Here is a 22,282-nt window from a genome sequence, read left to right as displayed (position 1 = left end):
GGTCTTGGGCTGCGCCAGCGGATGCTGGCGAGCACCAAGGCCTGATCGTGTTCAGGCGCTAGAAGGTCTCATCCAACAGAGGCAGTTTGATACGGACACAGAGCCCCGCACCTTGCACATTGAAGGCGTCGATACTGCCACCGTGCTGGACGATGGTACGCTGTGCGATAGCCAGCCCCAGACCAAAGCCTCCGCTTTCGCGGGTGCGGGCTTCATCTGTGCGGTAGAAGGGCCGGAAAATCGCCTCAAGTTCTGCAGGCGGAACACCTTCACCGGCATCGGTCACATTAATCTGGCAATGTGTGTTGCTGGCTTCGATCGCAATATCGACCCTGCTGCACTCAGGGCTGTATTTGATGCTGTTGCGAAGAATGTTCTCAAGTGCTGCGGTTAAGGAGCTGCCGCGGGTTGCTACCAGCAGTTCGTGATCGCTACTGCGAATCGTGAAGTGAACCTGTTTTTGCCGCGCTTCGTCCCCCAGATCTTCCGTCAGCGCCTGCAACAGGCTGTTGAGTTCCACAACGTCGTCCAGGGGGCGGTCATCGCTGCTGTTCACCGGCAGCGAGAGAATGTCGGCAATGATGTCTTCAAGGTAGTCTGCAGCCTTGCCGATTTTATCCAGCTCGGGATCCAGCGCGTGCACATTCTTCTGCCGTGCGATTCCCAGCGCGATCTGCAGTCGGGCGAGAGGCGAGCGCAGTTCGTGGGATACGTCTTTGATCAAGCGGCGCTGCTCGGTCATGGATTCCTGTACCTGAGCGGTCATCGAGTCGAAGTCTGCCGCCAGTTCGCCGAGTTCTTTACTGTGGCCGCGAAGCGTAGGGGCGACCCGGTAACTGAGATCGCCGGCGGCAACCCGGCGAGTTGCGGTGCGCAGGTTGTCCAGGGGTTTGCTGAGATAGCGCGCCAGCCAATAGCAAGCGAGTCCGGACGCGAGGGTTGTGAGTACCAGGATCGGCCAGAAATTATCGAGCAAAAAACGCAGTAGTAACTGTTCTTTGCTCTTGCCGGCAATAAACACGACACGCAGGCTGCCACCGTCCCGTTGTGGCACAAAAAAACCTACGGTCGGCTTTTTGTCCACCAGGGCATGAGCCTCGCGATTGCGATAGCTCAGGGATGCGATCAGTGGTGCCATGGATTGCGGAATGGGGCGGCCAAGAACCTCGCGGCCGCTTCGGTCGAGCGCGAAGATCTGTTTCTGTACTTTGGCTGGCGTCCGCTCCAACCAGTGCTGGAAGTGATCGGAGCCGTGGCGGCGGGTCATACGCAGGTTGTGGGTGACTTCACGGAACAGCTCCGGGCCTTCCCAGCGGTCTTTCTGGCGCGGGTCGCCGAACTCCCGGAAGTGAGTGATGTATACCGACGAAAGCACCATCACCATCGCAGTAAGCCAGGCGCCGAGGAACATACGGCCGAAAAGACTGCTCATGGGGTTAGGCCTGGCTTTGGGTCAACATATATCCGGCGCCGCGGATATTGATGATCAGCTCCCGGCTGGCTCCCTGCTCAGCGAGCTTTTTGCGGATGTTGCTGACATGCACGTCGATGGAGCGGTCGTAGGGCATCAGCTTGCGCCCCAACGCCTTTTCGGTCAGAACCTCTTTACTGACGACTTCTCCGGCGCTTTCTACCAGAACCTTGAGGACCGAAAACTCGGCGCCGGTGAGGTTGACGGTTACATTATTCCAGGAGCACAGGTGCTCTTTGGGCATCAACTGCAGTGGGCCGCTGCTCAGGGTGCCGTCGCCGCTTGCGGATTCTGTGCGGCCTCGGCGCAGGACTGCTCGCAAGCGCGCGGCAAGTTCCCGGGGGTTGCAGGGTTTGGGCAGGTAGTCGTCCGCGCCCATCTCGAGGCCCACAATACGGTCGACGGTGTCGCCCTTGGCGGTAAGCATCAATACCGGCAGGGACTGGCCCGCAGAACCGGTCTCTTCACGCAGCTTGCGCAGAACGTCAAACCCGTTGTGTACGGGCAGCATGACGTCGAGTACCAGGGCATCGAAATCCTGTTTACGTGCCAGCTCAAGTCCGCGCCCGCCGTCATTGGCTACGGTTACGTCAAAGCCCTCTCCAACCAGAAACTCTTCCAGCAGTTCGGTCAGTTCGGTGTCGTCGTCTACCAGCAGGATGTGACTCATTTGAGGTCTCAAGTTCTTTAGTCTGTTACTTGCGGAGCATTATATGCATAGCTGGGGCGAGTGCCGTGTCGGCAAATGGGCGCTTTTACCGTTCTTAACAAATGTTTACTAGCGTTATCCCCTGTTTACATTGCGCCAGCCTAGTATGCACCTACCGAAACGGAAAACGTGAAACTAAAGGCCTCGCGATCTATCGGTCGACAGGCTCAACCCTAGAGGACAGTCATATGAAAATGTGGAAAGCATTGGCAGGTAGCGCGATTCTCAGTGGAGCCCTGGCCGCGCCAGGCATGGTGATGGCATTTCCGGATGACGATCACGGCCCGCGCCACCACAAGCATCGCATGTTTGAACACATGGCGGATGAGCTGGATCTTACTGAAGGTCAGCGTGCTCAGCTGAAAGCCAATCGGGAGGCGAACAAAGAGTCCCATAAGGCGGCGCGACAGGAAATGCATGAAGTGCGCAAGCAGCTGATGGAGGCCATAGATTCCGGGGCTGATCAGGCCACCCTCGACAGCCTGGGAGCCAAGTTGGGGCAGCTGGAAGTGTCCAAGATGCAGCGCATGCACGAACAGCGGGTGCAGTTTGAATCCATTTTGACCGACGAACAGAAGGCCAAGCTGGAAGAGCTCAAAGCCAAGCGTGAAGAGCACCGGGAGAAGCGCGAGCAGCGCTGGAAAGAGCGGGATCAGTAGTTCGCGCTGAGAGTTTCTCACCCTCGCACACGCCGGACGGACCTGTTCTGCTTCGTCCGGCCAGTCAGGGTTTCATGGGGTTTGCCCACAATCACCCCAACAGTGGGCAAACCACCCCCCTTGATGCCCCCGCACTGCGGGGGCTTTTTTATTCCCGGGATACACGCTGCCGCTGCCGAACTTGCTGGGAGGTCCTAATGTTGGGAAAATGCCCGCCGCTCCGGGGCAAGTAGACCCCGGATTTTGCCAGTTTGAGGAGAGAAAGTGAGCAAGATCGGCCTGTTTTACGGCAGTGATGAAGGCAATACGGAAGGTGTTGCCCAGCGTATCGTCGCCCGTCTGGGTGCGGATCGGGTAGATCTCCACGATATTGCAGATGTGACCCAGCTTGAGATTGCCGACTATGATCAGCTGATTTTTGGTATTCCCACCTGGGATTTCGGTCAGATCCAGTCTGACTGGGAGGACTTCTGGGAAGATGTGCAGGAGATAGATTTCACCGGCAAGACCGTGGCGCTGTTTGGCCTTGGTGATCAGTTTGGCTACGGGGACTATTTCCTGGACGCTATGGGGATGTTGCACGATGTGATTGTTGCCAACGGAGCTGCGGTTATCGGGCACTGGTCCACCGAGGGCTACGAGTATGAAGCTTCCAAGGCGGAAATCGAAGGTCAGGGAGCGTTCGTTGGGTTGGCCATTGATGAGGATCAGCAGGAAGAGCTGACTGCGGATCGACTCAATCGCTGGTGCCGGCAGATCGCGGAGGAGTTTGCGCTCGAAGGTGGGCCAGATAGCGTTGTGGCGCTTGAGGACTGATCCGGAGATGACCGACACAATATCCCTCAAGGACTTCTGGGCCTGGCTGGCAGAGCACACCAACTGTATTCTGAGGCTGGGTACACCAGACTCCATCCTGTACGACGATGACGATTACCACTGGCGTTTTTCCCAGGAAAATCCGCGAACCCTGCTGATACAGCTGATGCGAGGCAAGCGTATGGTGGGAGAGGTTTTCGTTGAGCCGGAGATGATTACCTCTGTACGTGTATCACCCGGCGAGAAAGACGATGTCATCTTTGATTTGATGTCGGAAGCGGATGATCAGGAGCAGGTTCTCTATTACTTTGTGATGGCGCATGGGCTGGAGCCCGATGAACGCTCCCGTCACGACCGCCTGCACTAGTTCCCTGGCGGATCAGATAATTGAAAGCCCTCGCCGTAAAGCGAGGGCTTTTTTACTTTGCATTCGAGATCGTATTACTCGGTCGCGGCCGCTTTAAAATCGTCGAAATAGTTTGCATCTGCGGCATTTGGATCCGCAGTGTTGGTAGAGGTGACCACGCTGTATACGCCATTGGCCTCCAGCTTGATCGTGTCAGAGTAAGCAATGGTGTCGGAGTCGCTCTGGGTGACAATCAGGTCATAGGTTCCCGGCGCATAGGTGACCCAGCCACTTGTCTCACGGAAACCAAGGGTTTCATCCGGATACAGGGAAGAGATGTTTTCCTGCTGTTCCACGAGATAGTAATCAAAGGTGTCGCTGGCACCATTGGTGAGCCTGAGCTTTGCATGGGTCGCCAGGCGCCTGACGTTGTCGGTCAGCTTTACACCGTTCCAGTCATAGGTGTCACCGACAAAATAGTAGGTGGCTCTATCGCCCTGTGTCATATCCAACTCTTTACGTGCGAGATATACACCAGGGCTGGCCGCGGGAGTTACATCGATTGAAAGGTTGGTTAGCTGGTTTTTGCCAAGCTCGCCATATTCGGATGACTCTCCAAACGGGAGTTCACTGGTGAATGTCTGCTCAAATTCGTTGTCGATGTAGACGTCAATATCGCCGCCGTCAGGTACTGCATGTGCAAAGCGCAGCTCGGTGGTCGCGTAGCGGTCGGTCAGTGTTTTGCTTTGGTCACGGAACAGGGTGATTTTTACTGGTGCAGTACCTTCACCAGCACCGTCGCGAATTGCGAAACCGACACGGGTCTGGGCGTATAGCTTGAATGAGTCCGAAATAAACAGGACTTCTTCCGGATTGCCCTCTTCGGTCAGGGTGACAACGTATTCACCTTCATCGACAAGTCCGTCGAAAGTACCCTTGGAAGACAGTGTGCCCTTTACTTGAACTGGTGAAAGATTGGTACCGGGTGCTTCCAGGTATACGTCTACTTTGCCAAGGCTTTTTGCGAGGTGGAAAAACCAGATCTCCAGGTTTTCGTCTTCGGCATCACCATCTTCATCTTCGTCTTCAATATCGAATACATGCAGTGGCTTGCTAAATTGGAGAATCTGCGTTTTCTCATACTGGCCGTACAAAACTACCATGTAGTCAGTGTCTTCATTGATCTGGATGGAGGTGGATGCAATTTCCGTGCACTCATCATCGTCCTTTTCCCCATCTTCATCTACGTCGCCGGCGCAGGCTGTTGTGTCATCGGTGGGCAGGAGCGTTTCTGCCCGAATGCCAATTTCGCCATCGGATACGGTTGAGGTAACGCTGCCTCCAAATGACAGGCTTCCCCAGCTGTATTCATCATCGTCGTCTGAGGTGAACAGGGTTATCGCACCGAGATCTGGTACTGCATTGAAGGCACCAATAATTGGTACCTGAGCGGTTTCGTCATCGTCATCATCGCTGCTGTCGCTATCCGAGCAGGCGGCCAGTAGTGCGCAAGCCAACACGGCTGAGGTCAGCGAAATTTTTTTCCAGTGATCGATAAGCATTTTTTCTCCGAATTTTTATAGGCAAATACCGGATGTACGCTATCAATCAAATTGCTTAACAGGGATAAAGAAGTGTAATTGGTGTGTATAGAAGTGTGTTTTTATCGGGAGTGAGTTAGGCCGGGAGGTGCTAAAAAGCGCTGCAATTTTGCAGCGCTTTTTTTGGGGGGGTCAGCTGGCAAACAGGCCAGTCAAAATTTCCCGGTACATTTCTTTGACCAGGTCGAGGTCGGATGCTTTTACGCACTCATCCACTTTGTGAATCGTGGCGTTGACCGGTCCCAGTTCTACCACTTGTGCACCAGTGGGGGCGATAAAGCGCCCGTCGGAGGTGCCGCCTGCGGTAGAGAGTTCGGTTTCGCGGCCGGTCACTGTGCGGATTGCGGCCTGCGCGGATTCTACCAGTGGGCCGGCTGCGGTCAGGAAAGGCTGGCCGGACAGGTTGAAGTCTGCCTGGTAGTTGAGGCCGTGTTTGTCGAAGATGGCGCGCGCGCGCTGTTCCAGTGCTTCGGCTGTGGTTTCGGTGGAGAAGCGCCAGTTGCACACCACTTTGACGTCGCCCGGAATTACGTTGGTGGCGCCGGTGCCACCGTTGATGTTGGAGACCTGGAAGCTGGTGGCAGGGAAGAAGTCGTTGCCCTGGTCCCACTCTTCTGCGGCGAGCTCGGCCAGCGCCGGGGCCAGTTTGTGTACGGGGTTTTCTGCCAGGTGCGGATAGGCTACGTGCCCCTGGATTCCGAAAACGGTAAGCTCCAGACCCAGTGAGCCACGGCGGCCGTTTTTGATCACGTCGCCGGCGAGTGTGGTGCTGGATGGTTCGCCGACCAGGCACCAGTCAATTTTCTCGCCTTTTTCTTCGAGCCACTCTACGACTTTGACGGTGCCGTGCTTGGCTGGTCCTTCTTCATCGCTGGTGATCAGGAATGCGATGCGGCCTTTATGGTCCGGGTGTGCAGCGACGAATTCTTCGCAGGCGACGACCATAGCGGCGAGGGAGCCTTTCATATCGGCGGCGCCTCGGCCATAGAGCATGCCGTCTACTACTTGTGGTTCAAACGGGGGGTAGCGCCAGTTTTCTTCCGGGCCGGTGGGTACGACGTCGGTGTGGCCGGCGAAGGCAAACAGCGGGCCTTCTTCGCCGCGTACGGACCAGAAGTTGTCGGTTTCGCCAAAGCGCAGGTGTTCGGTTTTGAAACCGATTTTTTCCAGTCGCTCGAGCATCAGTTCCATACAGCCCGCGTCTTCGGGGGTGACGGAGCGGCGACGGATCAGGTCGCAGGTGAGTTGTACTGTTGGAGTCATTTGCGTTGGGCTCCGTAGTTTTGGGAGCGCTGTTCCTGTTGTGTGGCGGCCCATCTGACGGTGGCTTCTCGCGAGACACGCCGTAGACCCATCCCTGGGGGCTCTTCTAAAACATCCCTGTTTTAGAAGGTCTCGCGAGAAGCCACCGACAGCTGGGCCTTCGCGTTGTAATGTAACGCTTTAATCAATTTCTGTAGGCGCTTTACCGCCACCGGACCAGCTTCAAATTGGCTAGGTGGAGGCAAAGTTCACGCTCTCAATCAGTTGCTATGCAGTTCCGCATTCAATTCAACTGCACTCTTGTTGGTCAGGCACTCAACGGCGCCGGTGGAAGAGTTGCGGCGGAACAGCAGGTCGGATTTACCAGCCAGGTCGCGTGCCTTAACTGATTCAGCTACTTCACCTTTGTCGTCCAGTACAGCAACTTTGGTACCGGCGGTGATGTACAGGCCGGATTCCACGGTGCAGCGATCACCCAGCGGAATACCGGTACCGGCGTTGGCACCCAGCAGGCAGCCCTCACCCAGCGCGATCACAATGTTGCCGCCACCGGAGAGGGTGCCCATGGTGGAGCTGCCACCGCCGAGGTCGGAGCCAGCACCAACGAATACGCCAGCGGAGATACGGCCTTCGATCATGCCGGGGCCTTCGGTGCCCGCATTAAAGTTGACGAAGCCCTCGTGCATGATGGTGGTGCCTTCGCCCAGGTAAGCGCCGAGGCGTACACGGGCGGTGTGGGCGATACGTACACCTTTCGGTACTACGTAGTTGGTCATTTTCGGGAACTTATCCACGCAGGATACTTCCAGCAGCTCGCCTTTCAGACGGGCTTCCAGTTGACGCGCTGGCAGTTCCTGCAGGTCGATAGCGCCCTGGTTGGTCCAGGCCACATTGGGCAGCTGGCCGAAGATGCCGTCGAGCTTGGTGCCGTGAGGTTTAACCAGGCGGTGAGACAGCAGGTGCAGTTTCAGGTAAGCCTCAGGAACGGATTGCGGTGCGTCGTCACTGTGCAGTACCACAGCGACCAGCGGGCGCTCACTACCGGCGAACTGACGCAGGATTGCGGCCTGCTCGGTGGCACCGGTACTTTCCAGTTTTTCTGCCAACGGTTGCAGTTGAGCCTGTTCCAGGGTGATTGCCTGATTGCCACTGTCGATGTTCAGTGTGCTGGTGACTGCTGCGGCAACTTCTGCGGAGGGGTTCAGCAGGGGCTGGGGGAAATAGACTTCGAGCCACTCGCCGTTATTGTTGCAGGTGCCGACGCCAAAGCCGATGCTGTATACGTTACTCATGGTGTTTTCCTTTTCCTGAATCTGTTTCTTGTGAGGAATTTATTGAACAAAGTCGGCGTAGCTGTCGGCTTTGAAGCCGAACAGGGTCTGGCCGCTGCGGGTCATTACCGGGCGCTTGATCAGGGTGGGGATCTCGAGAGCCAGTTGCTCTGCCGCCTTGTTGTCCATGCTTTCTTTCTGTGCGTCGTCGAGGGCGCGCCAGCTGGTGGAGCGGCGGTTCAGTACCTGCTCCCAGCCAAATTCATTCAGCCAGTCGGTCAGCGGGACGCTGTCCATGCCGTTATCACGGAAGTCGTGGAAGGTGTATTCCACATCGTTCTGTTCCAGCCATTTGCGGGCTTTTTTTACGGTGTCACAGTTCTTGATGCCGTAAAGAGTAATCATCATGTTCTTCTCTTTCTTGCGTGAATCTCATGCAGGCCAGGGATTCGAAGGAATCAGGCTTTTTTCGTTTTCTTCGGGTTTTTACGCGCGGGGTAGCAGGTGGTGCAGATTTCGCACACGGTGCCATCACAGCCTCGGGCAGAGCAGTATTCACGGCCGTAGAAAATGATCTGCAGGTGCAGTTTGTTCCATTTTTCTTTCGGGAATACGCGTTTCAGGTCTTTCTCCGTCTGGGCCACATTTTTGCCGCTAGTGAGCCCCCAGCGCTGGGCAAGTCGGTGGATATGGGTATCAACCGGGAATGCCGGGTGGCCGAAAGCTTGTGCCATTACAACGCCCGCGGTTTTGTGGCCAACGCCGGGCAGGGTCTCTAGTGCGGCCATGTTTTCCGGTACCTGGCCGTGATATTCGTTTACCAGAATTTCCGAAAGCGTCTTGATCGCCTTGGATTTTTGCGGTGAAAGACCGCAAGGGCGGATTACTTCGCGGATTTTCTCTACGGGCACCTTGGCCATGTCGTAGGGATTGTCCGCGAGTTCCCACAGGGCGGGTGTAATCTGGTTTACGCGCTCATCGGTGCACTGTGCGGACAGCAATACGGCGACCAGCAGCGAGTAGGCGTCGAAGTGATCCAGCGGTACGGGTGTTTCCGGGTACAGTTCTTCCAGCCGGTTGAGAATAAACTCAACCCGCTCGGCTTTTAACAAATTCTTCGGGGGGGATTGTATGGTTTCGTTCATAACGGACTGTAACAATTAGCGACAAAAACTGCGGATGCGCTTGGCAGCTTCGACGCATTCTTCCAGGGTGGCAACCAGAGCCATGCGTACATAGTCGGCACCGGGATTGATTCCGTTGGCCTTGCGAGCGAGGAAGGCGCCGGGTAGTACGGTGATGTTCTGTTGGCGGAACAGTTCACGGGTAAAGGTTTCGCCGTCGCCAACGCGTGGCCACAGATAAAAGCTGGCTTCCGGTTTTGTCACATTCAGGCAGCCGTCGAGAATATCCAGTACGGCATCAAACTTTTGTCGGTAGAGCTCGCGGTTCTGCTGCACATGCTGTTCATCCTGCCATGCGGCAACGGAGGCAAACTGTGTGGGTACCGGCATGGCGCAGCCGTGGTAGGTGCGGTAGAGCAGGATTTTTTCCAGGATCTCCGCGTCGCCAGCGACAAAGCCAGAGCGCAGGCCCGGTAGGTTGGAGCGTTTCGACAGGCTGTGAAAAACCACGCAGCGCTGGAAGTCGTTACGACCGAGTTCGGCGCAGGCTTCCAGCAGGCCGGTGGGCGGCGCGCTTTCGTCAAAGTAGAGCTCGGAGTAGCACTCGTCGGAGGCGATGATGAAGTCGAATTTGTCGGCCAGTGCGATCAGTTGCTTGAGTTCGTCGATACTCAGCAGTGCTCCGGTGGGGTTTCCGGGGGTACAGATATAAAGCAGGTCGCAAGCTTGCCAGACGGAATCAGGCACGGAGGCGAAATCTGGCTTGAAGTCAGTTTCGGCGGCGCAGTTGAGGAAATACGGACTGGCACCGGCGAGAAGGGCTGCGCCCTCATAAATCTGATAAAAGGGGTTCGGCATCAGTACTTGGGAGCCCGGCGAAACCACCGCCTGGGCGAACGCAAACAGTGCCTCGCGGGTGCCGTTTACCGGGAGTACCTGACTTTCGGCGTTCACGCCTTGTAGTTTGAAGCGCTGGCTCAGCCAGTCGGCAATGGTTTCCCGAAGCGGGTCCAGCCCTTTGGTCACCGGGTAGGCGGAAAGCTTGTCGAGATTTTCGATCAATTCATCGCGCACGAAGGCCGGCGGGGTGTGTTTGGGTTCACCGATAGAGAGGGCTATATGCGGCAGGTCAGTCGGCGCTTCCACACCCGCTTTCAGCTTCGCCAGCTTGGCAAAAGGGTAGGGTTGGAGCTGTTGCAGGTAGGGATTCATATGGTTTTTCTATATCCGTCGTGATCTGTCGTGCTGTACGGGTTATCTGGGGAGCCGGTGGTCGCCGCCCTCAGGGGTGGGGCGGCAGGGTTGCCTGATGGGCATCCAGTTCCTGGCGGATCGCTTGTTCCAGGGTTTCGATGAGCTCCGGGTCAGTCAGCGGTTCATCCTGGCTGTCGGTGATATGGAAAATATCCTCGACGCGCTCCCCCAGCGTTGAAATCTTGGCGTTGTGCAGGCGCAGGTCGTGACTGATAAAGATGCGCGCGATGCGGGCCAGCAGGCCGGGACGGTCCGCGCTGATGATTTCCAGGGTGCTGTAGGTGTCTTCCGGCTCTGTCGAAATATGAGCCCGGCTCGGCAAGTGGAACATTTTCAGGCGGCGTGGTGTGCGGCGCTTGATGACCTTGGAATAATCCTCGACCAGTTTGAGCTCTTGCTGCAGGGTGTTGCGGATCTGTTCAAGACGCTGGGGTTCATCCAGCAGAGGCTGGCCGGACTCGTCCAGCACGTAGAAGGTGTCCAGCGTGTAACCACCTGCTGAGCTGTACAGGCGTGCATCGTGAATATTCAGGTTGAGCATGTCGAGGCCGGTTACGACGGCAGCGAACACGTTCGGTCTGTCGGGTGTGTATACGAAGACTTCAGTCGCACCGTCATGCTCACCGGGGCCCGAGTTGCGGGTTAGCACCAGTGTGTCGCAGCTGGCGTCTCGGGCTGGATCCTTGAGCAATTGATAGATGGCTGCCGTGTGCCAGGTGACGTTGTCGGCGCTTTCGCGCACGAAATAGTCTTCGCCCATTTCCGACCAGATATCTTCCACGGCGTTACTTGGCAGTCCCATGGCTCGCAGCATGTTGCGCGCCTGGGCCTGGGTTTCCTCGTAGATCTCATCGCGGTCGATGGGGTTTTCCAGGCCGCGCCGCAGTGCACGCTGGGTGTACTGATAGAGCTGGCGCATCAGGCTTGCACGCCAGCTGTTCCAGAGGTCCGGGTTGGTGGCATTGATGTCGGCCACGGTCAGCGCGTACAGATAATCCAGGTGTTCGCGATCGCCTACTTCAGCGGCGAACGCGTGTACCACCTCCGGATCAGAGATGTCCTGTTTCTGTGAAACGGCACTCATCAGCAGATGTTTTTCTACCAGCCAGCATACAAGCCGGCGATCCCGCGCAGACAAGTCGTGTCGGCGGCAGAAGGCATCGGCATCGACCACGCCGAGCTTCGAATGGTCGCCACCGCGGCCTTTAGCGATATCGTGGTACAGGCCGGCGATATACAACAGCTCCGGCTTGCGCATGCGCGACAGGATTTCCGCGGCGAGAGGATACTTTTCCCAGGCATCATCACCACGGAAGCTGCGCATGTTGCGCACTACCTGGAGGGTGTGGGCATCCACGGTGTAGATATGGAACAGGTCGTGCTGCATCTGGCCGGTAACGCGCCCGAACTCTGGCAGGTAGCGCCCGAGGATGCCGTAACGGGTCATCCGTGTGAGCTGGGTGGACAGCCCTCTGGGGCTGCGCAGGAGCTGCATAAACAGGCGCGCATTGGCCGGGTCCGCGCGGAAGCGGTCGTCAATCAGGTGACGGTGCTCGCGAATCAGGCGGATAGTGGATGCCCGCACACCGTGGATCTCGGGGTTGTGGGCCATCAGTACGAAGATTTCGAGCAGCGCCGGCGGGTGCTCGATAAAGGTTCGGGTGACTGCGGCCTCAATGGTGTTGCCGCGCAGCTGGAATCGCTCATTGATCGGGGTGACCGGCAGGTGCGTGCCGCGCTGCAAAATCACTTCGTCCAGGAATTGCAGCAGGACGTCATTCAACTCCCGCAGCGCCATCACCACGCGGTAGTAGGCATGCATGAACTGCTCTACGGCGAGGTGCGAGCTGTTGTCCTTATAGCCGAATTCTTTGGCGAGTTCCCGCTGGTAATCAAACAGCAGGCGCTCTTCCGGGCGCCCGGCGAGAAGATGCAGGCCATAGCGCACGCGCCAGAGGAAGTCCTCGCCGGACTGAAGAATCGCGAACTCCTCTTCGGTAAAGAACCCTTTGCCCTGGAGTTGCTTCAGTGTCCGAACCTGGAAGTAGCGTTTGGCGACCCAGTTGATGGTCTGGATATCACGCAGCCCGCCCGGCGCATTCTTGATGTTGGGTTCTAAGTTGTATTCGGCACCCTGCTGCTTGTTGTGGCGCTCTTGTTGCTCTTCGTACTTGGCGCTGAAGAACTGTTCGGCGGGCCAGATCTTGTCCGGGGTCAGCTGCTCGTTGAGGTCTTCGCACAGGGTCGGGTTGCCGACTACGGTGCGGCACTCCAGCAGGTTGGTGGCTACGGTAATGTCTTCCGCGGCCAGCTCGATACAATGTTCGATGGTGCGCACCGAGTGCCCGATATCCAGTCTCAGGTCCCAGAGGAAGGCCACCAGGCGCTCGATGCTGTCTATGGTGGCGTCATTGGGCTTTGTTGCGCTCAGGATAAGCAGGTCGATATCGGAGTGCGGGTGCAGCTCGCCGCGGCCATAGCCACCGACCGCCAGCAGGCTAATGTCCTGGGGCCAGGAAAATTGATACCAAGCGTAGTGTAGCAGGCAGTCGACAAACAGGGCGCGTTCGTAAACCAGCGTGCGTACATCCTCGCCTTCGCGGAAGCGGCATGCCATATGGGTATTGGCGGCACCGATGGCGTCTTTGAATATTTCCAGGGCGGGCTTGCCAGACTCCGCCAGCGCGCGGCGAAAGCGCGCCTGGTCGAAGAAGAACAGAGGCTTTTCGAAGTGCGGAATGTTGGCCAACTGCATGGATTTTATCTGCGTTACTCCCTCTTCAGCAGTCTTGAGGCTGAAGAGAAACGGTTGCTCCTTCCCTGGCCGCGATTGGCCATGTTTGCGCGATAATGCCGGTAAAACCGAATCCGGCGATTAAAAAGATTCTTCCTTGCGCGCGGTAAAGACTTCAACACCGGTACTGGTCACCGCCATAGTGTGCTCCCACTGGGCGGAGAGGCGGCGGTCTACAGTCACGGCCGTCCAGCCGTCGCGGAGTACACGGCTGCCGGGCTTGCCGGCGTTGATCATTGGTTCAATCGTGAACGTCATGCCTTCCTCGAGCACTTGACCGGTACCCGGTTTGCCGTAGTGCAGAACTTGCGGGTCTTCGTGGAAGACGTCGCCAATACCGTGGCCGCAAAAATCTTTGACCACGGTGTAGTAGTTCTTTTCCGCGTGCTGCTGGATCACATGGCCGATATCGCCGAGGGTGGTGCCGGGGCGTACGATTTCGATGGCCTTGTACAGGCACTCCTGGGTTACTTTGACCAGGCGTTCGGCGTGTGCGGCCGGTTTGCCGACGAAGTACATTTTGGAGGTGTCACCGTACCAGCCATCCTTGATGACCGTCACGTCGATATTGATGATATCGCCTTTCTTGAGGACCTTGGACTCAGACGGAATCCCGTGACAGATCACTTCGTTGACTGAAGTGCAGATAGACTTGGGAAAACCGCGGTAGCCGAGGCAGGCGGGAATGGCTTGTTGCACATTGACTATGTAGTCGTGGCACCGCTGGTCCAGCTCTTCCGTGGTGACACCCGGTACGACGTATTCACCGATCATTTCCAGTACTTCGGCGGCCAGGCGGCCGGCAACGCGCATTTTGGCGATCTGTTCCGGTGTTTTTACGGCTTGAGTCATGGAAAATCCTGGTTTTGCTGCATCTTCATGAGTAATGGATGATCGCCCTGGGATGGTCACCCGGCGATGTGAGGCGCGGTATTGTAGCGGAATTGGCGTTGCGCGGCATTATGCTGTTATAGCGTGTTCAGAGCGCGGCTTGGGGCGTCAATGGCGCCTGCGAAACTTCCAGCGCCCGGGGTAATATGGTATAAAGCGCGCCGCTCCGGGCATAGCTCGGTGCGAAACCAAACTTTAGGGGCTTGAGCCCCGAACAAACGCCGCACATGTACCGGCACATTTATCTGGGTGTCTTCCGGGTTCCAACGTCTTCGGATGGAGGAATAGGGGGATTGGTGGATGGGGTACGTGGAGGATTAAACCCGGGGAGATAGCGCCGCAAGAGGTGCCCTCCCGAGTCAATATTGAGGTCTATTATGCCGCAAGTAAGCATGCGCGATATGCTGCAGGCTGGTGTTCACTTTGGTCACCAGACTCGCTACTGGAACCCGAAGATGGGTCAATTCATCTTTGGTGCTCGCAACAAGATTCATATCATTAACCTGGAGCACACTGTTCCGGCGTTCAATGAAGCCCTGCAAATTATCAAAGGCATGGCTGCTCAGAAGAAAAAGGTTCTGTTCGTTGGTACCAAGCGTGCTGCGCAGAAATCCATCAAAGAGCAAGCCGAGCGCGCAGGCCAGCCTTACGTCAGCAACCGCTGGCTGGGTGGTATGCTCACCAACTACAAAACCATTCGTGCTTCTATCAAGCGTTTCCGCGACCTCGAAATTCAGTCTCAGGACGGTACTTTCGAGAAGCTGACCAAGAAAGAAGCCCTGATGCGTACCCGTACCATGGAAAAGCTCGAGCGCTCCATTGGTGGTATTAAGGATATGGGTGGTCTGCCGGACGCACTGTTCGTGATCGACGTAGAGCACGAGCGTATTGCGATTCAGGAAGCCAACAAGCTGGGTATCCCTGTGATCGGTATCGTTGATACCAACAGCAGCCCGGAAGGCGTTGACTACGTAATCCCCGGTAACGACGACGCAATTCGTGCCATCAAGCTGTACACCACTGCCGTGGCTGATGCAGTACTGGCTGGTGTTGCCGATGCTGGTGGCAGCGTAGCTCAAAACGAGTACGTTGAAACCAACGACGACCAAGCTGCTGCGGAATAAGCGGCAGGTTGCTAGCGGCGTAACATTGCGATGTTACTCTGCAGGGAAAAGGGGCCTTGAATTTGGCCCCTTTTTTTCAAATACATCACAGAATTTGAGTCTGAACTCCGAGGATTGAATCATGGCGATTACCGCGTCAATGGTAAAAGAACTGCGTGAGCGCACTGGCCTGCCGATGATGGAGTGCAAAAAAGCACTGATCGAAGCGGACGGCGACATCGAAAAAGCGATTGAAGATCTGCGCAAGGCTTCCGGCCTGAAGGCTGCTAAAAAAGCTGGCCGCACCGCTGCTGATGGCGTTGTTGCTGCAAAAGTGGCTGAAGACGGTAGCTTCGGCGTGCTGGTTGAGGTGAACTCCGAGACTGACTTCGTTGCCCGTGATGACAACTTCCAGGCTTTCGTAGCCAAAGTGGTCGATAAGGCTTTCGCTGAACGTCAACAAGACGTTGCTGCCCTGATGGCAGGTGAGCTGGAAGATGCTCGTGAGGCGCTGGTACAGAAAATCGGTGAAAACATCGGCGTACGTCGTATCCAGCTGGTTGAAGCGGCGAAAGTGGGTGCTTACGTTCACTCCAACAACCGTATCGCTGCGCTGGTAGCCCTGAGCGGCGCTGACGTTGAAACTGCTCGCGACATCGCCATGCACGTAACTGCAGTCAATCCGCAGGTTGTTAAGCCTGAAGATATGTCTGCAGAAGTGCTGGAGAAAGAGAAGGAAATCATCAAGGCGCAGCCGGATATGGAAGGCAAGCCTGCCGAAATCGTCGAGAAGATGATGGGCGGCCGGATCAACAAGTTCCTGAAGGAAAACAGCCTGGTTGAGCAGCCTTTCGTCAAGAATCCTGACGTAACCGTTGGCAAACTGGCCAAAGATGGCGGTGCGGAAGTGCTTGGCTTCGTGCGTTTTGAAGTTGGTGAAGGCATCGAGAAGGAAGAAGTGGACTTTGCAGCAGAAGTAGCTGCTCAGGTTAAGTCCAGCTCCTGATGCTTCCAATACCGGCTGCCTTTTTTGGTGGCCGGCTCAGCGGGGTGCTCCCGGTGTGTTCTGTTGAATGCTGCCGGGGCACCCCGCTGTAGTATCTGGCCGATGGGTCAGTATTTCCTGTATATGTTTTGATCAATTGGGCCGATGATTGGCCGAATATACAGTTAAGTAGCTTGCCGGATAGGTAAAGCGCCGAATTTGTTGTAATGTTCGGCGGGCGTGACCAGTTGGCTGGTTTCGTCTCAACACAGAATTTAGCCCGTTACAGTTGAGGATCAAAGGATGCCTGGTATTAAAGACCGCAAGTACAAGAGAATCCTGTTAAAGCTCAGCGGAGAAGAGCTGATGGGCGAGCAGGGGTTTGGTATCAGCCCCAAGGTGCTGGACAAAATGGCACTGGAAATCGGCCAGTTGGTCGGTATCGGTGTGCAGGTCGGCCTGGTGGTCGGCGGCGGCAACCTGTTTCGGGGTGCGGCATTGAACGCTGCGGGCCTGGATCGTGTAACTGGTGACCACATGGGTATGCTGGCCACAGTGATGAACGCTCTGGCTCTGCGCGATGCCCTTGAGCGCTCGAATATTTCTTCCCGGGTGATGTCGGCAATCCAGATGAGCGGTATTGTCGACCACTATGACCGTCGTGCTGCTATCCGCTACCTGGAGCGGGGCGAGGTCCTGATTTTTGCTGCGGGTACCGGTAACCCCTTCTTTACCACCGACTCGGCAGCGTGCCTGCGCGGCATTGAGATCGAGGCGGAGCTGGTATTGAAGGCCACCAAAGTGGATGGCGTTTACTCTGCCGACCCGGTGCTGGTCCCGGATGCGACCCGCTATGATCGCCTTACCTATGATGAGGTGCTCGATAAAAAGCTCGGGGTAATGGATTTAACTGCAATCTGCCTGTGCCGCGAACAAAACCTGCCTGTGCGTGTATTCCGCATGGACAAGACCGGCGCTCTGCTCAACATCGTTGTGGGCGGAGAAGAGGGCACACTTATTGAAGAGGACGTGAATCAGTGATTGACGATATCAAAAAAGAAGCGGAGGGGCGGATGAAGCGCGCCCTGGAAGCGCTGGGAACCAACTTCAACAAAATTCGTACCGGTCGTGCCCATCCGAGCATTCTGGATGGTATTCAGGTGTCCTATTACGGTACCGACACGCCGCTGTCCCAGGTGGCCAACGTCACTGTTGAGGATGCTCGCACCCTGTCTGTCTCCCCGTGGGAGAAGAACCTGGTTCCAGACATCGAAAAAGCGATCATGAAGTCTGACCTGGGCCTTAATCCGAGCACTGCGGGAGCGGTGATCCGGATCCCGATGCCGATGCTGACCGAAGAGACGCGTAAGAACTTCATCAAGCAGGCCAAGAGTGAAGCCGAGAGCGCACGAGTGTCCATTCGCAACAACCGTCGCGATGCGCTGGCTGAAGTTAAAGCGCTGGTGAAGGACAAGGAAATCTCCGAGGACGACGAGCGTCGTGCGGCGGATGAGATCCAGAAGCTGACTGATAAGTACGTTGCCGAAGTAGAGAAGGCAATGGCATCCAAAGAAAAGGACTTGATGGAAATCTGATGAGTGGTGGCGGTACCAGAGTGATGGATTATGAGTCTCAGGGGCCTCGACATATTGCCATTATCATGGACGGTAATGGCCGCTGGGCTGCCCGTAAAGGGCTGCCGCCGTCCTCTGGACACAAGGCCGGGGTAGAGCGCATTCGCGATCTGATCGAGGCCTGCAAAGAGCGTCATGTCGAAGTGCTGACGCTCTTTGCGTTTTCCAGTGAAAACTGGCAGCGTCCACCCAAAGAGGTGGAGTTGCTGATGAGCCTGTTTAATTCCTATTTGCGCAAAGAAGCGCGGAGGATGCAGGAGCAGGGAGTTCGTTTGCGAGTGATCGGCCGTCGTGACCGATTTTCTGCGCGTCTGCAGCGTGCTATCGCCGAAGCCGAAGACATCACCCGAGAAGGTACCAGTGGTACGCTGGTGATTGCGGCGGATTACGGTGGTCAGTGGGATATTGCCCAGGCGGCGAAAACGCTGGCCGAAGAGGTGGCTGCAGGCAAGCGATCTCCCGATTCTATTGATGAGGAGGCGTTGTCACAGCATGTACAGCTGGCCGACTTGCCTCCGGTTGACTTGCTGATTCGCTCCAGTGGCGAACAGCGAATTAGTAATTTCACTTTGTGGCAGTGTGCGTATAGCGAATTTTATTTCACTGACACATTGTGGCCAGACTTTGGGGAAGCAGAGCTGGATATGGCCCTGGAGGCCTATCGTCTGCGCGACCGCCGTTTTGGTGGGCGCAACCAGGTGGGTCTGGAAGTGCGTGCCTGATTGCGGCGAGAGTTACAGAAGAAGGGTTTAACGGTGCTAAAACAAAGAATAATTACCGCGCTGGTGTTGGTCGCTCTGTTTCTGGGGCTACTCTTTCTTGCACCTATCCAGTGGTTTGCGATTGTGGTTGCCGGGGTGATTATTCTCGGCGGCTGGGAGTGGGCAAACCTGTCCAATCTCAACCGTGCTTTGCGGTTTGTATTTCTGGCGGCCCTCGGGGTAGCCCTTGTCTTTGCTGCCCAATATGTGTTCAGTATGGACTTTTCGAGTCCGGATACCGGGCGCGCGCGGCAGATCCTGGCGGTAGCCTGCGGGTGGTGGGCGTTGGCGTTCCTGTGGGTACAGGGATATCCGGCAAGTGCCATGCTGTGGGGTAATCGTTGGGCGCGCGGGTTGATCGGCCTGGTCGTATTGATGCCGGCCTGGTTGTCGGTTGTGATCCTTCGCGGTCAGGACCACGGCGCCTGGCTGGTGCTGTTTGTTGTTGCTGTTGTGGTTGCGGCGGATGTTGGTGCTTATTTTGTCGGCCGCAAGTTCGGAAAGCACAAGCTTGCTCGCGAGGTCAGTCCTGGGAAGTCCTGGGAGGGCTTTTTCGGTGGGCTTGCTGCCTGTCTGGTCCTCGCGCTCGGTGTTTCCTATGCGTTTGAGCTTCCGTTGAAAAATACCCTGCTATTCAGCTTCGGCGTATTGGTGACTGCGTTGGCATCGGTCATTGGTGACCTGGTTGAGAGTATGTTCAAGCGGCACCGCGGTATTAAGGACAGCAGCCGCATCCTGCCGGGGCATGGTGGTATTCTCGACCGCCTTGACAGTCTTACTGCCGCACTGCCGGTATTTACCATGGCGGCGCTTGCCAGTGAGCTGCCGAAATACCTTTAACAGGTATTGATTGAACAGTTTTAGTCGATGGTCGGCCTCCCCGGGGCGTGAGCAATAAGCTCCCGGGAGATCGCAGAGGTAGTCATTTCCATGCAATTCCCAGCTGTGCAACAGGTTTGCGTTCTCGGTTCCACCGGTTCTATCGGTGTCAGTACCCTGGATGTATTGGCCCGGCATCCGGAGCAATATTCAGTGTACGCGCTAACCGCCCGCGAACGAGTCGCAGAGCTTGCGCAGCAATGCCGTCGGTTTACTCCGCGTTACGCGGTGGTTTTGGATGAGGGTAGAGCTGCAGAGTTGCGGCGGGAGTTGTCTGAATCGGGGGTGGCAACCGAGGTACTTTGCGGCGTTGCGGGTCTCTGTCAGGTCGCCAGTGATGCGCGAGTAGATGTCGTCATGGCTGCCATTGTTGGCGCCGCCGGGCTTCGTCCCACGCTGGCGGCGGTCAAGGCCGGTAAGAAAGTACTGCTGGCAAACAAGGAGTCTCTGGTAATGGCTGGGCCTCTGTTTATGGCGGCCCTCACGGAGAGTGGTGCCCAGTTGCTGCCTATTGACAGTGAGCACAATGCCATCTTCCAGTGTTTGCCTTACCCCTGCGACAGCCTCGAGGCGGCCGGGGTAGAGAAGATTCTGCTAACGGGCTCTGGCGGCCCTTTTCGCAATCGCGAAGTGGAAGAGCTGGAGAATGTGACGCCTGACGAGGCCTGTGCCCATCCGAACTGGTCTATGGGGCGGAAGATTTCCGTGGATTCGGCCACGATGATGAACAAAGGCCTGGAGTTCATTGAGGCTTGCTATCTTTTCCATGCGTCGCCACAAGATATCGATATTGTGGTTCATCCGCAGAGCATTATTCACTCAATGGTGCAGTATCGCGATGGGTCGCTGCTGGCGCAGATGGGGAATCCCGATATGCGCACACCCATAGCTCACGCCCTGGCGTTTCCCGAGCGCATTGATAGCGGTGTGCCGGCGCTGGACCTGATCGCACAGGGGCGGCTTGATTTCGAGGCGCCAGACGAAACCCGCTTCCCCTCCCTCCGCCTGGCGCGCGAAGCGATCATCACGGGCGGTAGTGCGCCAACGGTGCTGAATGCGGCCAACGAAGTGGCGGTTGCGGCGTTTTTGGACGGTCAGCTGGCATTCACGGCGATCCCCTTGATAATAGAAGACGTAATGAATTCCGCCGAAGTGGTTGAACTGACGGGTCTGGATGTAGTCGAACTGGCAGACCGGGAAGCGCGTAATTTGGCGGAAGAGGCACTGCAAAGGCTGCGCAAGGCCGGCGCCGGCAGCGGCGAAACTCCTGAATTGAGGTCAATGTAAACGGTACCTATGTTAGATCTACTTCAGACCGCTCTCTGGGCCCTGGTGGCAATCGGTGTGCTGGTAAGTTTTCACGAGTTTGGCCACTTTCTGGTGGCCCGCTTGTGTGGTGTCAAAGTACTGCGTTTTTCCGTGGGATTTGGCCGTCGCCTGCTGTCCTGGTACGACAGGCGCGGAACGGAATTCACCATTTCCGCAATTCCTCTTGGCGGATACGTAAAAATGCTCGATGAGCGCGAGGGCCCGGTGGCTCCTCAGGAGCTTGATCAGGCGTTCAATCGGAAGAGTGTCTGGGCGCGAATGGCGATTGCGGCCGCAGGCCCTGCGGCTAACTTCCTGCTGGCTATTGCGCTGTTTTGGGGTGTTTTTCTTGGAGGTACCTCCGGTGCCGTGCCGGTCGTCAGTGAAGTGGAGGCGGGCAGTCTTGCGGCTTACGCGGGTCTGGAGCCCGGGCAGGAAATCCTGTCGGTGGATGACAAGCCTACACCCACCTGGCAGGCCCTGAACTGGCAGCTGGCTCGTCGCCTCGGTGATACCGGTGAGCTCAAGTTTACCGTGCGCTACCCTGATTCCGAGCTGGAATATCATATGTACGCGGATCTTGACCGCTGGCTGGCGGGGCAGGAGGTGCCAGATCCACTGGCTGAAATCGGCCTGAAGTTGTGGCGCCCAGCGGCCAAGATGGAGCTCGCCCTGGTGGCGGATGGCAGTCCGGCCGCGGAAGCAGGGCTTCGCGTGGGTGACGAAATTGTGGCCACTGATGGTCAGGACTTCGATAGCTGGGATGCCTGGACTGCCTACGTGCGAAATCATGCAGGGCAGCAGATTGACGTTGGAATTGTTCGCGATGGCGGCGGACTGACGCTCCCGGTGACGCCGCAAAAGGTGACCTTGGACAGTGGCGAGGAGGTTGGTCAGATTGGTGTGGCGCCAGCAGGCACTTCCTGGCCCAAGGATATGGTGCGCTCCTATCGCTATGGCGCAGGTGCAGCTTTCAGTAAAGGGCTTGAGGAAACCTGGAATAAAACGGTCTTTACCCTTGAAAGTCTCAAAAAGTTACTGTTTGGGCAGCTGTCGACCAAGAACTTGAGCGGCCCAATCACGATTGCTAAAGTGGCCGGCACTTCAGCTGATGCCGGGTGGCAGTCGTTTTTGTCGCTGCTGGCATTGCTCAGCATCAGTCTTGGCGTTCTCAATCTGCTGCCGATACCGGTGCTCGATGGCGGCCACCTTCTTTACTACGGTATTGAAGCAATTAAGGGTTCGCCGGTGTCAGAGCGAGTGCAGATGATCGGTCTGCAAGTAGGTATGGCGATGGTGCTGGGGATTATGGCACTGGCGTTGTACAACGATATTTTGCGCCTGTAGGGCTTTGCCTGCAGAACAGTATTGGTTCGGGCTTCGGGCTCGACTGGAATTGCGAATAAAAACTCG

The 22,282-nt window shown here is 56.6% G+C and carries 21 protein-coding genes; 11 read left to right on the top strand and 10 right to left on the bottom strand.

Annotation, left to right across the window (positions count from 1 at the left end):
* Nucleotides 1-58 precede the first annotated feature (58 nt).
* The gene (locus LC093_RS11500; protein WP_226664935.1) at nucleotides 59-1,432 is read right to left on the bottom strand and encodes an ATP-binding protein; all 1,374 of its coding nucleotides are present in this window, start codon (nucleotides 1,430-1,432) and stop codon (nucleotides 59-61) included.
* A gap of 4 nt (nucleotides 1,433-1,436) precedes the next feature.
* The gene (locus LC093_RS11495; RefSeq protein ID WP_226664934.1) at nucleotides 1,437-2,141 is read right to left on the bottom strand and encodes a response regulator transcription factor; all 705 of its coding nucleotides are present in this window, start codon (nucleotides 2,139-2,141) and stop codon (nucleotides 1,437-1,439) included.
* Between the two features lie 227 nt (nucleotides 2,142-2,368).
* On the opposite strand from LC093_RS11495, the gene LC093_RS11490 reads away from it, so the two are divergent.
* The 3 genes from LC093_RS11490 to LC093_RS11480 all read left to right on the top strand — a co-directional run bounded on the left by LC093_RS11490 (nucleotide 2,369) and on the right by LC093_RS11480 (nucleotide 4,022).
* Complete coding sequence (locus LC093_RS11490; protein WP_226664933.1) at nucleotides 2,369-2,839, top strand: Spy/CpxP family protein refolding chaperone; 471 nt, start codon at nucleotides 2,369-2,371, stop codon at nucleotides 2,837-2,839.
* A 264-nt stretch (nucleotides 2,840-3,103) separates the two neighbouring features.
* Nucleotides 3,104-3,655 (top strand): flavodoxin, encoded by a 552-nt coding sequence (locus LC093_RS11485; RefSeq protein WP_226664932.1) that lies wholly within the window; start codon nucleotides 3,104-3,106, stop codon nucleotides 3,653-3,655.
* Nucleotides 3,656-3,662: 7 nt separating this feature from the next.
* Nucleotides 3,663-4,022, top strand: a complete 360-nt coding sequence (locus tag LC093_RS11480) for a hypothetical protein (protein WP_226664931.1) — start codon at nucleotides 3,663-3,665, stop codon at nucleotides 4,020-4,022.
* A gap of 74 nt (nucleotides 4,023-4,096) precedes the next feature.
* On the opposite strand, the gene LC093_RS11475 is transcribed toward LC093_RS11480, so the two are convergent.
* The 8 genes from LC093_RS11475 to map all read right to left on the bottom strand — a co-directional run bounded on the left by LC093_RS11475 (nucleotide 4,097) and on the right by map (nucleotide 14,160).
* On the bottom strand, nucleotides 4,097-5,563 hold the full coding sequence (locus LC093_RS11475) for a DUF4397 domain-containing protein (protein WP_226664930.1): 1,467 nt from the start codon (nucleotides 5,561-5,563) through the stop codon (nucleotides 4,097-4,099).
* A 171-nt stretch (nucleotides 5,564-5,734) separates the two neighbouring features.
* Nucleotides 5,735-6,865 (bottom strand): succinyl-diaminopimelate desuccinylase, encoded by a 1,131-nt coding sequence (gene dapE / locus LC093_RS11470; RefSeq protein WP_226664929.1) that lies wholly within the window; start codon nucleotides 6,863-6,865, stop codon nucleotides 5,735-5,737.
* A 260-nt stretch (nucleotides 6,866-7,125) separates the two neighbouring features.
* Nucleotides 7,126-8,157, bottom strand: coding sequence for a 2,3,4,5-tetrahydropyridine-2,6-dicarboxylate N-succinyltransferase (gene dapD / locus LC093_RS11465; protein WP_226664928.1), 1,032 nt, complete (start codon nucleotides 8,155-8,157; stop codon nucleotides 7,126-7,128).
* A 39-nt stretch (nucleotides 8,158-8,196) separates the two neighbouring features.
* On the bottom strand, nucleotides 8,197-8,544 hold the full coding sequence (locus LC093_RS11460; protein ID WP_226664927.1) for an ArsC family reductase: 348 nt from the start codon (nucleotides 8,542-8,544) through the stop codon (nucleotides 8,197-8,199).
* Nucleotides 8,545-8,594: 50 nt separating this feature from the next.
* Nucleotides 8,595-9,248, bottom strand: a complete 654-nt coding sequence (gene nth, locus LC093_RS11455; RefSeq protein WP_413231506.1) for an endonuclease III — start codon at nucleotides 9,246-9,248, stop codon at nucleotides 8,595-8,597.
* Between the two features lie 48 nt (nucleotides 9,249-9,296).
* A complete protein-coding gene (gene dapC / locus LC093_RS11450; protein WP_226664925.1) occupies nucleotides 9,297-10,472 on the bottom strand; it encodes a succinyldiaminopimelate transaminase in 1,176 nt (391 codons plus the stop codon).
* A 70-nt stretch (nucleotides 10,473-10,542) separates the two neighbouring features.
* Nucleotides 10,543-13,269, bottom strand: coding sequence for a [protein-PII] uridylyltransferase (locus LC093_RS11445; protein WP_226664924.1), 2,727 nt, complete (start codon nucleotides 13,267-13,269; stop codon nucleotides 10,543-10,545).
* A 120-nt stretch (nucleotides 13,270-13,389) separates the two neighbouring features.
* Nucleotides 13,390-14,160 carry a type I methionyl aminopeptidase gene (map, locus tag LC093_RS11440; RefSeq protein WP_226664923.1) on the bottom strand — a complete coding sequence of 257 codons (771 nt, stop codon included), beginning with the start codon at nucleotides 14,158-14,160 and terminating at the stop codon, nucleotides 13,390-13,392.
* 416 nt (nucleotides 14,161-14,576) lie between these two features.
* Between map and rpsB the strand changes: the two genes are divergently transcribed.
* The 8 genes from rpsB (at nucleotide 14,577) to rseP (ending at nucleotide 22,216) form a co-directional block, all read left to right on the top strand.
* A complete protein-coding gene (gene rpsB, locus LC093_RS11435) occupies nucleotides 14,577-15,323 on the top strand; it encodes a 30S ribosomal protein S2 (protein ID WP_226664922.1) in 747 nt (248 codons plus the stop codon).
* A 121-nt stretch (nucleotides 15,324-15,444) separates the two neighbouring features.
* Nucleotides 15,445-16,308 (top strand): translation elongation factor Ts, encoded by an 864-nt coding sequence (gene tsf / locus LC093_RS11430; RefSeq protein ID WP_226664921.1) that lies wholly within the window; start codon nucleotides 15,445-15,447, stop codon nucleotides 16,306-16,308.
* 282 nt (nucleotides 16,309-16,590) lie between these two features.
* Nucleotides 16,591-17,328 (top strand): UMP kinase, encoded by a 738-nt coding sequence (pyrH, locus tag LC093_RS11425; protein WP_226664920.1) that lies wholly within the window; start codon nucleotides 16,591-16,593, stop codon nucleotides 17,326-17,328.
* On the top strand, nucleotides 17,325-17,882 hold the full coding sequence (gene frr / locus LC093_RS11420) for a ribosome recycling factor (protein WP_226664919.1): 558 nt from the start codon (nucleotides 17,325-17,327) through the stop codon (nucleotides 17,880-17,882). The genes pyrH and frr overlap by 4 nt, the downstream gene beginning before the upstream one ends.
* On the top strand, nucleotides 17,882-18,643 hold the full coding sequence (gene uppS / locus LC093_RS11415) for a polyprenyl diphosphate synthase (protein WP_226664918.1): 762 nt from the start codon (nucleotides 17,882-17,884) through the stop codon (nucleotides 18,641-18,643). Before frr ends, uppS begins: the two co-directional genes overlap by 1 nt.
* Before the next feature lie 33 nt (nucleotides 18,644-18,676).
* Nucleotides 18,677-19,522, top strand: coding sequence for a phosphatidate cytidylyltransferase (locus tag LC093_RS11410; RefSeq protein ID WP_226664917.1), 846 nt, complete (start codon nucleotides 18,677-18,679; stop codon nucleotides 19,520-19,522).
* A gap of 90 nt (nucleotides 19,523-19,612) precedes the next feature.
* A complete protein-coding gene (gene ispC, locus LC093_RS11405; RefSeq protein ID WP_226664916.1) occupies nucleotides 19,613-20,848 on the top strand; it encodes a 1-deoxy-D-xylulose-5-phosphate reductoisomerase in 1,236 nt (411 codons plus the stop codon).
* 9 nt (nucleotides 20,849-20,857) lie between these two features.
* Entirely contained in the window at nucleotides 20,858-22,216 is a 1,359-nt protein-coding gene (rseP, locus tag LC093_RS11400; RefSeq protein WP_226664915.1) for an RIP metalloprotease RseP, read from the top strand.
* Nucleotides 22,217-22,282 lie beyond the last annotated feature (66 nt).

This window comes from Microbulbifer aggregans (assembly GCF_020524005.1).
GTDB lineage: Bacteria > Pseudomonadota > Gammaproteobacteria > Pseudomonadales > Cellvibrionaceae > Microbulbifer > Microbulbifer aggregans_A.
Note: the sequence above shows the minus strand (reverse complement) of the source record. Positions and strands in the feature narration are given on the sequence as shown.

Excerpts from the sequence above, each read along its gene's own strand:
- LC093_RS11500 (WP_226664935.1), bottom strand. The coding sequence starts at position 1,432 with ATGAGCAGTCTTTTCGGCCGTATGTTCCTCGGCGCCTGGCTTACTGCG.
- LC093_RS11495 (WP_226664934.1), bottom strand. The coding sequence starts at position 2,141 with ATGAGTCACATCCTGCTGGTAGACGACGACACCGAACTGACCGAACTG.
- LC093_RS11490 (WP_226664933.1), top strand. The coding sequence starts at position 2,369 with ATGAAAATGTGGAAAGCATTGGCAGGTAGCGCGATTCTCAGTGGAGCC.
- LC093_RS11480 (WP_226664931.1), top strand. The coding sequence starts at position 3,663 with ATGACCGACACAATATCCCTCAAGGACTTCTGGGCCTGGCTGGCAGAG.
- LC093_RS11475 (WP_226664930.1), bottom strand. The coding sequence starts at position 5,563 with ATGCTTATCGATCACTGGAAAAAAATTTCGCTGACCTCAGCCGTGTTG.
- dapE (WP_226664929.1), bottom strand. The coding sequence starts at position 6,865 with ATGACTCCAACAGTACAACTCACCTGCGACCTGATCCGTCGCCGCTCC.
- dapD (WP_226664928.1), bottom strand. The coding sequence starts at position 8,157 with ATGAGTAACGTATACAGCATCGGCTTTGGCGTCGGCACCTGCAACAAT.
- LC093_RS11460 (WP_226664927.1), bottom strand. The coding sequence starts at position 8,544 with ATGATGATTACTCTTTACGGCATCAAGAACTGTGACACCGTAAAAAAA.
- dapC (WP_226664925.1), bottom strand. The coding sequence starts at position 10,472 with ATGAATCCCTACCTGCAACAGCTCCAACCCTACCCTTTTGCCAAGCTG.
- LC093_RS11445 (WP_226664924.1), bottom strand. The coding sequence starts at position 13,269 with ATGCAGTTGGCCAACATTCCGCACTTCGAAAAGCCTCTGTTCTTCTTC.
- map (WP_226664923.1), bottom strand. The coding sequence starts at position 14,160 with ATGACTCAAGCCGTAAAAACACCGGAACAGATCGCCAAAATGCGCGTT.
- rpsB (WP_226664922.1), top strand. The coding sequence starts at position 14,577 with ATGCCGCAAGTAAGCATGCGCGATATGCTGCAGGCTGGTGTTCACTTT.
- tsf (WP_226664921.1), top strand. The coding sequence starts at position 15,445 with ATGGCGATTACCGCGTCAATGGTAAAAGAACTGCGTGAGCGCACTGGC.
- pyrH (WP_226664920.1), top strand. The coding sequence starts at position 16,591 with ATGCCTGGTATTAAAGACCGCAAGTACAAGAGAATCCTGTTAAAGCTC.
- uppS (WP_226664918.1), top strand. The coding sequence starts at position 17,882 with ATGAGTGGTGGCGGTACCAGAGTGATGGATTATGAGTCTCAGGGGCCT.
- ispC (WP_226664916.1), top strand. The coding sequence starts at position 19,613 with ATGCAATTCCCAGCTGTGCAACAGGTTTGCGTTCTCGGTTCCACCGGT.
- rseP (WP_226664915.1), top strand. The coding sequence starts at position 20,858 with ATGTTAGATCTACTTCAGACCGCTCTCTGGGCCCTGGTGGCAATCGGT.